The following is a 12,885-nucleotide window of genomic DNA, read 5'->3' on the forward strand; positions in this document are numbered from 1 at the left end:
TTTTCGCTTGTCTTAATAACTCATCATTTCATTAATTTAATATATAGAAGTTATGACTTTCGAATCTAAATAGGGAGGATTCATCATATGGAAACATTAACTAATGTGACAATTCCTAAACGTAATGACGAAACGCATAAAGGTGATTATGGAAAAATTCTTTTAATTGGTGGTAGTGCAAATTTAGGCGGAGCAATCATGTTAGCTGCCCGTGCATGTCTTTTTAGTGGAAGTGGTTTAATTACTGTAGCCACACATCCTACTAATCATGCAGCCATTCATTCACGTTGTCCTGAAGCAATGGTAATAGATATTAATGATACTAAAATGTTAACAAAAATGATTGAGAATACAGATAGTATTTTAATTGGACCAGGTCTTGGCGTTGATTTTAAAGGAAATAATGCGATTACTTTCTTACTACAAAATATTCAACCCCACCAAAACTTAATTGTAGATGGTGATGCAATTACAATATTTTGTAAACTTAAACCTGATATTCCTACATGTCGTGTTATCTTTACACCACATCAAAAAGAATGGGAACGTCTAAGTGGTATTCCTATTGAAGAACAAACGTATGAAAGAAATAGAGAAGCTGTGGATAAATTAGGTGCTACTGTAGTACTAAAAAAACACGGTACAGAAATCTTCTTTAAAGATAAAGAATACAAATTACCAATTGGCACACCTGCAATGGCTACAGGTGGTATGGGTGATACATTAGCTGGTATGATTACAAGTTTTGTAGGTCAATTTGATAGCTTACAAGATGCCGTTACGAGCGCAACTTATATTCACAGTTATATTGGTGAAAAACTTTCTGAAAAAATGTACGTTGTGCCCCCTTCAAAATTAATTAATCAAATTCCTTATGTAATGAAAGAATTAGAACGATAAATAATAAAAATAAGACTTCCCTATATGTGGGAAGTCTTATTTTTATATTTAATTCTGATCTGAATCATTCTCAATATCTTCATTTACACGATCCATGAAATCTTGTCTTACTTCGATGCGTTCATCATCTTCATCAGATTCAGTATGCAAAGCGTTACCAGGTGTCGTATCATCTATCACTTGTTCATTTGCGCTTTCTGTAGTTTGAGCACTCGCATTTTCTGTTTGTTGTGCCGCTTCAGTCGCAGCTTCATCTTCAGTTTTATCAATGACTTTCGCAACGGTTGATACGGCTTGATTATCGCCTAATTTCATTAATCGCACACCTTGTGTGGCACGGCCATTTTGAGAAATATCTTCAACTTGTAGACGAATAATAATGCCACCATCCGTTACAATCATTAAATCTTCTTGACCACTTACCGTTGTAATACATACCACATTACCATTACGTTCTGTAATTTTAGCCGTTTTTATACCTTTACCACCACGATTAGATAAACGATATTCACTTACAGGTGTTCGTTTACCATAACCTTTTTCAGTAACGACTAGAACTTCATCTTCACTTTCAGCATAGGCTACGTCTAAACCTACGACTACGTCATTTTCTCTTAGAGAAATACCTCTCACACCTGAAGCTGTACGACCTAGTGGGCGTAAACTATTTTCAGGGAATCGAATTAATGAGGCATGTGCTGTACCAAGTAAAATATCTTGTTTACCATCAGTAAGACGAACTGCGATTAATTCATCATCTTCTTTAAAGCCAATCGCAATTTTACCATTCTTATTAATATGAGAGAAGTTACTTAATGCAGAACGTTTAACAATACCTTTTTTAGTAGCAAAGACTAAGAAACTGTTCTCATCTTCTAAATCTCTTACGGCAATCATCGTACTAATCACTTCATCATTTTCAAGCTCAATCGCATTAATGACTGGAATACCTTTAGATTGACGAGATAATTCAGGTACTTCGTATCCTTTCAACTTATAAACACGGCCTTTATTCGTAAAGAATAAAACATTATCATGTGTACTTAATGTTACAAGTTGACTGACAAAGTCTTCTTCTAAGGTATTCATACCTTGTACACCTCGTCCACCTCTGTTTTGTGAACGATATGTAGATACAGGTAAACGTTTAATATAGTTGTTATGACTTAAAGTGATGACAATTTGTTCTTCAGGGATTAAGTCTTCATCTTCTAAGTGATCTAAACCACCCAATTGAATTTCAGTACGACGTTCGTCACCGAAACGTTCTTTAATTTCTGTAAGCTCATCACGAACAAGTTGAAGTAATACATCTTCATTTGCTAAAATCTCTTCTAATTCTGCAATATAACTTAATAATTCATTATACTCATTTTCAATTTTATCGCGCTCTAACCCAGTTAAACGACGTAAACGCATATCTAAAATGGCTTGAGCTTGACGTTCAGACAATTTAAAACGTTCTTGCAATGTTTCCATCGCCACTTTATCTGTGTCAGACTCACGAATAATAGAAATAATTTCATCAATATGATCCAGCGCAATTCTTAAACCTTCTAAGATATGTGCACGATCTTTCGCTTTTTTCAAATTGTATTCTGTACGACGACGTACAACTGTTTTTTGATGTTCTAAATATTCAACAAGCGCTTCTTTTAAGTTAATTAATTTAGGTCGACCATTCACAAGGGCAATCATATTTACACCAAATGATGTTTGTAATGGTGTATGTTTATATAAATTATTTAAAATAACATTTGCATTGGCATCTTTACGTACATCAATAACAACTCTTACCCCTGTACGTAAACTTGTTTCGTCACGAAGATCTGTGATACCTTCAATTCTTTTCTCACGCGCTAATTCTGCAATTTTCTCAATCATTCTTGCTTTATTCACTTGATATGGAATTTCAGTCACAACAATACGCTGACGACCACCGCCACGTTCTTCTATTGATGCACGTGCACGCATTTGAATTGATCCACGACCAGTTTCATAGGCACGTCTAATGCCACTTTTACCTAAAATTAAGCCAGAAGTTGGAAAATCAGGACCTTGAATATCTTCCATCAATTCTGAGATTGTGATATCAGGATTTTGACTTAAACGTAAGACTCCGTCAATGACTTCTGTTAAATTGTGTGGTGGAATATTTGTAGCCATACCAACCGCAATACCTGAAGCACCATTCACTAAAAGGTTAGGGAAACGAGAAGGTAAGACTTCGGGCTCTCTTTCTGTACCATCATAGTTATCTAAGAAATCAATAGTATCTTTATTGATATCACGTAACAGTTCTAATGTGATTTTGGTCATTTTTGCTTCGGTATAACGCATTGCCGCAGCACCGTCACCATCCATTGAACCAAAGTTACCTTGACCATCAACAAGAGGATAACGATAGCTAAAGGTTTGTGCCATTCTTACCATAGCATCATAAATTGAAGAGTCGCCGTGTGGATGATATTTCCCCATAACGTCCCCAACAATACGTGCTGATTTTTTATAAGGTTTGTCTGGAGTCATTCCTTGTTCATTTAGACCATATAAAATACGACGATGTACAGGTTTTAAACCATCACGTACATCTGGTAATGCACGTGAAACGATAACGCTCATCGCATAGTCTAAAAATGATTCGCGCATTTCGTTGGTTATATTTCTTTCATTAATTCTTGATTGTGGTAGAGAATCAGCCATCAAGATATCCTCCTTTTATAGTCAGTTCACATTAAGTTAAATTAGAAATCTAAATTAGCATAAACTGCATTATCTTCGATAAATTGTCTACGATTTTCAACAACGTCACCCATTAACATTTCAAATGTTTGATCCGCTTCTACTGCATCTTCAAGTTTTACTTGTAACATCATACGATTTTCAGGATTCATTGTTGTTTCCCATAATTGATCGGCATTCATTTCACCTAAACCTTTGTAACGAGAAATTTGCCATTTTGGAGTAGGATTTAGTTCAGCTTTTAATTTATCCAATTCACGATCGTTAAAGACGTAATATTTTTGTTTACCTTGTGTTAGCTTATACAATGGTGGTTGAGCGATGTATACATACCCAGCCTCAATTAATGGACGCATAAATCTGTAGAAGAATGTAAGTAATAATGTACGAATATGCGCACCATCTACATCAGCATCTGTCATGATAACAATCTTATGATAACGGGCTTTAGAAATATCAAATTCGCCACCTATGCCTGTACCAAATGCTGTAATCATTTGACGGATTTCATTGTTATTTAAAATACGATCTAAACGTGCTTTTTCCACATTTAATATTTTACCTCTCAACGGTAAAATCGCTTGTGTTTTTGAGTCACGACCTTCTTTTGTAGACCCCCCGGCAGAGTCACCCTCAACTAAGAAAATTTCACTTTCATCAGGATTTTTACTTGAACAGTCTGCCAGTTTACCAGGTAAACTTGAAATTTCTAATGCTGATTTACGACGTGTCACTTCACGCGCTTTTTTAGCTGCTACACGTGCTCTTGACGCCATGATTCCTTTTTCAACAATGATTCTTGCAACATTTGGATTCTCATATAAAAAGCGTTCAAAGTGTTCTGAAAATAATCGATCAACGATTTGACGTACTTCAGAGTTACCTAATTTCGTCTTCGTTTGACCTTCGAATTGTGGATTACCATGTTTTATAGAGACAACTGCTGTTAAACCTTCACGTGTATCTTCACCTGAAAGACGTTCTTTATCATCTTTAATAATCTTACTTTGAGTCCCATAACTGTTTAAGACACGTGTAAGTGCACGTTTAAAGCCATCTTCATGTGTACCACCTTCATATGTGTGGATATTATTCGCATAGGATAATAAGTTTGTAGCATAACCGCTATTGTATTGTATTGCAATTTCTACTTCGATATCATCTTTTGACTGATGAATATAAATAGGTTCGTCATGAATAGGTTCTTTATTTTCGTTCAGTAATTCAACGTAAGATTTAATACCACCTTCATAATGATACGTGTCTTCACGTTGTTCTTCATCTTCACGTTCGTCTCTTAGTGTAATTGAAATACCTTTATTTAAGAATGCTAATTCTCTAATACGTTTTTGAAGTGTTTCATAATTATAAACTGTTGTTTCTGAAAAGATTTCACTATCTGCTTTAAAGCGAATCACTGTACCTGTTTTATCCGTACTACCTATTTCTTTAAGATCAAATTGAGGCACGCCTTTTTTGTATGCTTGATGATAAATTGTTTCATTACGGTGTACATACACTTCTAAATCTTGTGATAACGCATTTACTACAGATGAACCTACACCATGTAGTCCACCAGATACTTTGTATCCGCCACCACCGAATTTACCTCCGGCATGAAGTACAGTAAGAATAACTTCTACTGCGGGACGTCCCATTTTTTCTTGAATATCGACAGGAATACCACGACCATTGTCAGTCACTTTAATCCAGTTGTCATTCTCAATCACTACTTCAATTTGATTAGCATATCCAGCTAGCGCTTCGTCAATACTGTTATCAACGATTTCCCATACCAAATGATGCAAACCTCTTTCTGAAGTTGAGCCAATATACATACCAGGGCGTTTACGTACCGCTTCAAGTCCTTCTAATACCTGTATTTGTCCAGCACCATAATTATCTGTGTTGTTTACATCTGACAATGTATTCACCATCACTTTCTATTACTTAATAATTTCACCTTGATTAATTCGGTAAAGTTTCGCATTATTCATGATTTCATGATCAATACCGTCTACCGATGTAGTTGTTACGAAGGTTTGTACTTTATGTTGAATTGTACTGAGTAAATGCGTCTGACGAGAATCATCAAGTTCACTTAAGACATCGTCTAATAATAAAATCGGATATTCTCCGACTTCAATGTTCATTAATTCTATTTCTGCTAGTTTAATTGATAAAGCGGTTGTTCTTTGTTGACCTTGAGATCCATAGGTTTGAGCATCCATGTCATTCACATTAAATCCTAAGTCATCTCTATGTGGACCGTATAAACATACTGCTCTATCCATTTCACGTTGTTGATATTCATTCAGTAACGTGATGACTTCATCTAATAATTCACTCTTATTTTTACTTGTATCGCTAAGTTTAATACTTGGTAAATATTTTAGAGATAATGTTTCACGTTGGTTCGTAATACCAGCGTGGATAGGCTGTGCTAAAGCCTCTAATTCTTCAATAAATTGCTCACGTCTTAAAGTGACATTAAGCGCATATTGTGCAAATTGTTGATTTAAAACCTCTAGCATCGTTTTATCTGTTTTTTGACCAAGTTGTAACTGCTTAAGATAATTATTTTTTTGTTTGAGAATACGTTGATATTGAGCTAAATCGTTGAGATATACTGCAGAAATTTGCCCTAATTCCATATCTATAAATCGTCTTCTAATTTGAGGAGAACCTTTAACAATATTTAAGTCTTCAGGTGCAAAAAGAACCACATTTAGATGTCCAACATACTGTGTTAGTCGACTTTGTTCCAAGTGGTTCACTTTAACTTGTTTACCTTTTTTAGTTATATACATCGTTAATGGCATGGTTCCGTGTCTATAACTTAGCTCACCCTCTATTTTAGCATAATCAGAGTTAAACCGTATAAGTTCCTTGTCATTGGAGGTTCGGTGACTTTTAGCTAAAGCAAGGACATAAATTGATTCAAGTAAATTTGTCTTTCCCTGTGCATTTTCTCCAATAAGAATATTCACTTCAGGATGACAATTTAACGTAACCCCTTCATAGTTACGATAGTTTTCTAATTGGAGTGTTTTAAGCTTCATTGCTCACCTTGATGAATAATAATAAATGAATCGATATCTGGAATATCAGGGAAGTCGATACGATCTTGGTCAGCTAGCTTTTTTCCACGACGTGTTTCACGTTCGCCATTTAATAAAACATCGTAATCTTGTAAGAACCATTTTGCTTGTCCACCTGATTCGATGATACCTTCTGTTTTAAGAAATTGACCTAACGTAATCTCGCCTTCAACTATTACTTCTTGAACCAAAATAATCACTCCATTTCTTTATATATCATTACTATATTATACCTTTTTTAGGAATAAATTTCATTTAAAATGAAGTGTGAAACCGTTTACCTTTAAATAAGTTTTTGTTATTTTAAATTGTTATGTAAAAAATAGATGATTTTTTGAAATTATGACAAAAATAATCAGAGACAATATCTCAATTTTTAATTTTAAGGCCTATTTCAGCGAATATAATGAGTTGTAGATAAAAACCACGTTTTACTAAATTTAGCTTCACTATGAACCTCTGAGATAGTTTAAAATTACTGTTTTAATCAATAAAAAAGTAGAACAGTAATTCAATAAGAACTCTGTTCTACTTTAACTTTTTAATTAATCTTTAATGACTAGTATGTTCTGATTGGTAAAATGAGTTGAGTGACTGAATCATCTGCTTTTGGTTTTAAGATAAATGGTTTCATCGTACCAAAGAATTCTACTTCAACTTCATCATTATCAATTGCTTTTAATGCGTCCATCATATATTTTGAGTTGAATGAAATTTTCAAATTGCCACCTTCAACATCAGTTGCTGTAACTTCTTCTTTTACTGTACCGATTTCTGGTGATGTAGATGATAATTCTACAACCTCATTTCCAGTACTTAATTTAATTACGTTATTTCCGCCTTCACGTGCAAGTAATGACGCACGATCTATCGCATGATAGAATTCTCCGTTATCTAATCCTAATTTGATTTCATAGTTTTCAGGGAAAAGACGTGTTGTATCAGGATAATGACCTTCTAATAAACGTGAAATAAAGTTTACGTTACCGACCTTGAACAATACTTGATTAGATGCAAAGAAGATATCGATGTCTTCATCATTATCACTCATAATTTTATTTAATTCAGATAATGCTTTACCTGGAATAATAACATTTTTATTTTCCGATTCATCTTCAAGCTTTAATTTTCTTACAGCCAAGCGGTGTGAATCCGTAGCAGTGCATATTAATTCATTATCTTGTATAAGCCAGTTCACACCAGTTAAAACTGGGCGTGTTTCTGAGGTGGACACTGCAAAGTTTGTTTGCGCAATAATATTTTTAAGTACTTTTACAGATAATTGAATGGCATCATCACGTGATACTTGCGGTAATAATGGATATTGTTCAGGATCTAAACCACTTAAGTTAAATTCTGAATGTCCTGATGTGATAAGGGTTTGAAACTGTTCATTTGTTGATAATTTAACATCTTTGCCTGGTAATTTTTTAATGATGTCAACAAAGAAACGACCAGGAAGAACCACTGATCCAGTTTCAGTAATATCAACAATATCTTCTCCATCTACTTGTTTAGGAATCGTGATTTCAATTGAAATTTCTGAATCAGAACCAGTTAAAATAACATTATTATCTTTAGCATCAATTTTGATACCTGTTAAAATTGGTAAAGTTGTTCTTGGTGAGATTGCCTTTAATGTATCATTCAATTGTGTGATAAAGTAATCTCTTTTTATTGTAAATTCCATTATTAATTTAAACTCCTTCCAGTCGTTTATACTTAAATTATATAGGTTTTAAAATCATAGTAATAGTAGTAGGGCTTGTGGATTAGTGGATATCTTATGAAACGCCTTTTATATCAAAGTTATACACATGTGGATAAGTTGTTAATGATGTGTATTACTTCTTCACATTATCCACAATTTAACCTTTTCTAGATTCTTGCTATATTTATAAAATTATTTAGAAGCACAATCATCTTTGATATTGAATGTCATATTTTAGCAGTGCTGTTATATAACAGATTCATATTTCCTATTACTGTTTACGTATTTCTTTTTCTAAATCTTCGACTTCTTGTTTGAAAATTGGATCCGCCTTAATATCATTCGAAATTTTTTCGTGTGCGTGAATAACTGTAGTATGATCGCGTCCTCCAAATTCCTCACCAATTTTTGGTAATGAAAAATCAGTTAATTCTCTAGATAGATACATTGCGATTTGTCGTGGATATGCAATCGACTTTGTTCTTTTCTTAGCACTAAAATCTTCGATGCGTACATTGTAATAATGCCCAACTACTTTTTGAATATCTTGAATCGAGATTTTTTTAGATTTGGGAACTTGAATAATATCTTTTAATGCTTCAGCAGCAAGTTCTGTTGTAATCGGTTTACCTTGTAATTTTGAATAAGCAAGTAAACGCGTTAAAGCTCCTTCAAGTTCACGAATATTTGATTGAATTTGATTTGCAATATAATTCAATGCTTCTGCTGGAATTTCTAAGTTCTCTTCTTCGATTTTTTTCTGCAAGATGGCCATACGTGTTTCATAATCTGGTGGCGTGATATCAACAATGAGACCCCATTCAAATCGAGAACGTAAGCGATCTTCAAGTTTTGCTATTTCTTTAGGTGGACGATCACTTGAAATAACAATTTGTTTTTTATTTTGATGTAATTCATTAAATGTGTGGAAAAATTCTTCTTGTGTTTGTTCTTTATTTTGAATGAATTGAATATCATCAATTAATAATACATCGATATTTCTATATTTTTCTCTAAATGCTTCAGGTTCATTGTTACGAATGGATTTAATAAAATCATTTGTAAACTTTTCGCTTGAAGTATAAAGCACTTTGGCATTCGGTTTATTACTTAGTACGTGATGACCAATGGCATGCATTAAATGCGTTTTCCCTAATCCTACGCCTCCATAGATAAATAATGGATTATAAGCTTGTGCAGGTGCTTCAGCTACAGCTAAGCTTGCTGCATGTGGGAAGCGGTTGCCAGGACCAATCACAAATGTATCAAACGTATTATGCGTATTAAATTGATCGATATCATCATGGCTATCATCAATGGCAGACGTTTTGTTTACAGTATTTGATTGTTTACGACTCGTTTCATCAAGTTCAGCGAGTTGTTCAGCAGTGTAAAATTTTGGATCAACTTCATAACCAATGATGTCTTTCATAATTGTTTGAATTACATCTTTATAATTTGAGTTTAACCAATCAGCATAAAACTCATGAATAACAAAGATGTAAGCAACATTGTCGCGAATTTCTTTAAGTTCAGTGTCTTTTAAAAACGTATTAAACGTTGTTTTCGAAATCTCTGACTCAGCTACTTCTAATACCTTTTTCCAAATTTCTTGTTCCGACATATATAAACTCCATCTTTCTATAAATTTAAGACTTATACACAGTTTTTATAAGCGTGGATAAAAATAATCACAGCATGTTAATAATTATCCACAAGTTAATCACATTCGGTGGATAACTTTATATATGCTATGATTTATACACAGTAAAAACACGTATAGAATTTATAAAAAAATCCTATAAGATAAATGATTCAGACGACTTATCCACACAATTATACTTTTTAACTGCAATAGATGTCAAATGGCTGTGAATATGTTTGTAAATTTGGTATAAATCTGTGAATATGCTATTGATTATCCACAAAAAATTAAATACTATATGTGAATAAGTGGATAAAAAATGATACCATAATTCAATGTACTATAACAGGTTTGGGAAATAATTTATAAACGTGTATTAAATATGTATAAAATTGAGAAGCTACTGAATCAATGAAATGTATAAATATTAAAAATGAAAATGATATAACTAAAAGACATTCTTGAAAATCATTAATTGGTTTCAAAAGCTGCTTGCTTTATAAATGGTAATTTGTTATATTGTAGTAGTTGCTTGAATTATGACTAGATAAAATCGAATTAAATCAAAATGATTTGATATTAACAATTATCATTTATCTATTAAAATAGTCAGGTTCATTAGAAGTAGATTTAGTGAACGAGATATAATATGTAGATGGAGGTGTTTTGCATGGTAAAACGTACTTATCAACCAAATAAACGTAAACATAGTAAAGTTCATGGTTTCAGAAAACGTATGAGCACTAAAAATGGCCGTAAAGTTTTAGCGCGTCGTCGTCGTAAAGGCCGTAAAGTTTTATCAGCATAAGATCACTGACTTCTCAGTGGTCTTTTTTTTCGTTTTAAACCCACACATTTTAATAGATGAATGTAACATAAAGAACAATGTAAGCGAGTGATTTAAGCGTGGAGAAAGCTTATCGTATAAAAAGGAATAGTGAGTTCCAAAAAATTTATAAAAAGGGAAAATCTGTAGCCAATAGACAATTTGTTGTGTATACATTAAACAATGAGTATGAACATTTTCGCTTAGGCATTAGCGTTTCTAAGAAAATCGGAAATGCTGTAACTCGAAATCGTATTAAGCGTGCCATTAGAGAAAACTTTAAAGTGCATAAGCAAGATATGATTTCAAAAGATATTATTGTAATAGCGAGACAACCTGCTAAAAATATGTCAACTTTAGAGATTCAAGGCAGTTTAGAACATGTATTGAAAATAGCAAAGGTATTTAATAAGAGAATTAATTAAATTTAGACTGACGGAAGTCTAACGTTAGACAAACCGAAGACTAACCATTAGGTTATAAAACAATATATTCGCAATTTAATTAGAAACTTATTACAATATTATATTGAAATTTTACTTAACTAGGGAGGCGAGAATGGATAATGGATTTTGATACAATTACAAGTATTTCAACTCCAATGGGAGAAGGTGCAATTGGTATTGTACGGTTGTCTGGTCCAGAAGCGGTTGAAATAGGCGATAAGTTATATAAAGGAAAGAAAAAATTAAAAGATGTTCCATCACACACTATTAATTACGGCCATATTATAGATCCTGAGACAGACGAAGTTGTAGAAGAAGTGATGATTTCAGTTTTACGTGCACCAAAAACCTTTACACGTGAAGATATTATTGAAATTAATTGTCATGGAGGTATTTTGACAATCAATCGCATACTAGAACTTACCATGACACATGGTGCTAGAATGGCGGAACCTGGCGAATATACTAAGCGTGCGTTTTTAAATGGCCGAATTGACTTATCTCAAGCAGAAGCAGTCATGGACTTCATTCGTTCTAAAACGGATAGAGCCTCTAAAGTTGCAATGAATCAAATTGAAGGTCGTTTGAGTGATTTAATTAAACGACAACGTCAATCGATATTGGAAATTCTTGCCCAAGTTGAAGTGAACATTGATTATCCAGAATATGATGATGTTGAAGATGCAACAACGGAATTTTTACTTGCGCAGTCTAAAAAAATTAAAAATGAAATTAATCAATTATTAGAAACGGGAACTCAAGGTAAGATTATGAGAGAAGGATTATCTACAGTGATTGTCGGTAAACCGAATGTAGGTAAATCTTCAATGCTAAATAATCTTATTCAAGATAATAAAGCCATTGTCACTGAAGTAGCTGGAACAACTCGAGATGTATTAGAAGAATACGTTAATGTACGTGGTGTCCCATTAAGACTTGTTGATACAGCAGGTATTCGTGATACTGAAGATATTGTAGAAAAAATAGGCGTAGAGCGCTCACGTAAAGCATTAAGTGAAGCGGATTTAATTCTTTTTGTATTAAATAATAACGAGCCTTTAACTGAAGAAGATCGTACATTATATGAAGTAATAAAAACTGAAGATGCTATTGTTATCGTTAATAAAACAGATTTAGAACGTCGATTAGATATTGAAGAAGTTAAAACTATGATAGGGGACACACCACTTATTCAAACATCAATGTTAAAACAAGAAGGTATCGACGAATTAGAATTACAAATCAGAGATTTATTCTTTGGTGGAGAAGTACAAAATCAAGATATGACGTATGTTTCAAACTCTAGACATATCTCACTTTTAAAACAAGCAAGACAAACAATTCAAGATGCCATTGATGCAGCTGAAGCTGGTATTCCTATGGATATGGTTCAAATTGATTTAACTCGTACATGGGAAATATTAGGAGAAATTATTGGAGAATCAGCAAGTGATGAATTAATTAATCAGCTATTTAGTCAATTTTGTTTAGGTAAATAATAAAAATTAAGACGG

General features: G+C 33.2%; 10 protein-coding genes. 4 read left to right on the forward strand and 6 right to left on the reverse strand.

Going from position 1 to position 12,885, the window contains the following annotated elements; all coding sequences use genetic code 11:
* Nucleotides 1-87 precede the first annotated feature (87 nt).
* On the forward strand, nt 88-900 hold the full coding sequence (locus tag HMPREF3131_RS06600) for an NAD(P)H-hydrate dehydratase (protein ID WP_002488487.1): 813 nt from the start codon (nt 88-90) through the stop codon (nt 898-900).
* A 48-nt stretch (nt 901-948) separates the two neighbouring features.
* Here HMPREF3131_RS06600 and gyrA read toward each other — a convergent pair whose 3' ends face one another.
* From gyrA to dnaA, 6 genes are all read right to left on the reverse strand, one after another.
* Entirely contained in the window at nt 949-3,603 is a 2,655-nt protein-coding gene (gene gyrA, locus HMPREF3131_RS06605) for a DNA gyrase subunit A (RefSeq protein ID WP_019834693.1), read from the reverse strand.
* Nucleotides 3,604-3,644: 41 nt separating this feature from the next.
* Nucleotides 3,645-5,579 (reverse strand): DNA topoisomerase (ATP-hydrolyzing) subunit B, encoded by a 1,935-nt coding sequence (gene gyrB, locus HMPREF3131_RS06610; protein WP_019834694.1) that lies wholly within the window; start codon nt 5,577-5,579, stop codon nt 3,645-3,647.
* A gap of 9 nt (nt 5,580-5,588) precedes the next feature.
* Nucleotides 5,589-6,704, reverse strand: a complete 1,116-nt coding sequence (recF, locus tag HMPREF3131_RS06615) for a DNA replication/repair protein RecF (protein ID WP_070436571.1) — start codon at nt 6,702-6,704, stop codon at nt 5,589-5,591.
* A complete protein-coding gene (gene yaaA / locus HMPREF3131_RS06620; protein ID WP_170999996.1) occupies nt 6,701-6,943 on the reverse strand; it encodes a S4 domain-containing protein YaaA in 243 nt (80 codons plus the stop codon). The genes recF and yaaA overlap by 4 nt, the downstream gene beginning before the upstream one ends.
* Before the next feature lie 359 nt (nt 6,944-7,302).
* A complete protein-coding gene (gene dnaN / locus HMPREF3131_RS06625) occupies nt 7,303-8,436 on the reverse strand; it encodes a DNA polymerase III subunit beta (RefSeq protein ID WP_025987126.1) in 1,134 nt (377 codons plus the stop codon).
* A 289-nt stretch (nt 8,437-8,725) separates the two neighbouring features.
* Nucleotides 8,726-10,078: a chromosomal replication initiator protein DnaA gene (dnaA, locus tag HMPREF3131_RS06630; RefSeq protein ID WP_002488122.1), complete on the reverse strand. Its 1,353-nt coding sequence runs from the start codon at nt 10,076-10,078 to the stop codon at nt 8,726-8,728.
* A 691-nt stretch (nt 10,079-10,769) separates the two neighbouring features.
* Between dnaA and rpmH the strand changes: the two genes are divergently transcribed.
* The 3 genes from rpmH (at nt 10,770) to mnmE (ending at nt 12,870) form a co-directional block, all read left to right on the forward strand.
* Complete coding sequence (gene rpmH / locus HMPREF3131_RS06635; RefSeq protein ID WP_000240855.1) at nt 10,770-10,907, forward strand: 50S ribosomal protein L34; 138 nt, start codon at nt 10,770-10,772, stop codon at nt 10,905-10,907.
* A 98-nt stretch (nt 10,908-11,005) separates the two neighbouring features.
* Nucleotides 11,006-11,350, forward strand: a complete 345-nt coding sequence (gene rnpA / locus HMPREF3131_RS06640; protein WP_048679394.1) for a ribonuclease P protein component — start codon at nt 11,006-11,008, stop codon at nt 11,348-11,350.
* Nucleotides 11,351-11,490: 140 nt separating this feature from the next.
* A complete protein-coding gene (mnmE, locus tag HMPREF3131_RS06645; RefSeq protein ID WP_048679397.1) occupies nt 11,491-12,870 on the forward strand; it encodes a tRNA uridine-5-carboxymethylaminomethyl(34) synthesis GTPase MnmE in 1,380 nt (459 codons plus the stop codon).
* The last annotated feature ends 15 nt before the right edge of the window (nt 12,871-12,885 follow it).

This window comes from Staphylococcus sp. HMSC14C01 (assembly GCF_001808085.1).
GTDB classification, from domain to species: Bacteria; Bacillota; Bacilli; order Staphylococcales; family Staphylococcaceae; genus Staphylococcus; species Staphylococcus hominis.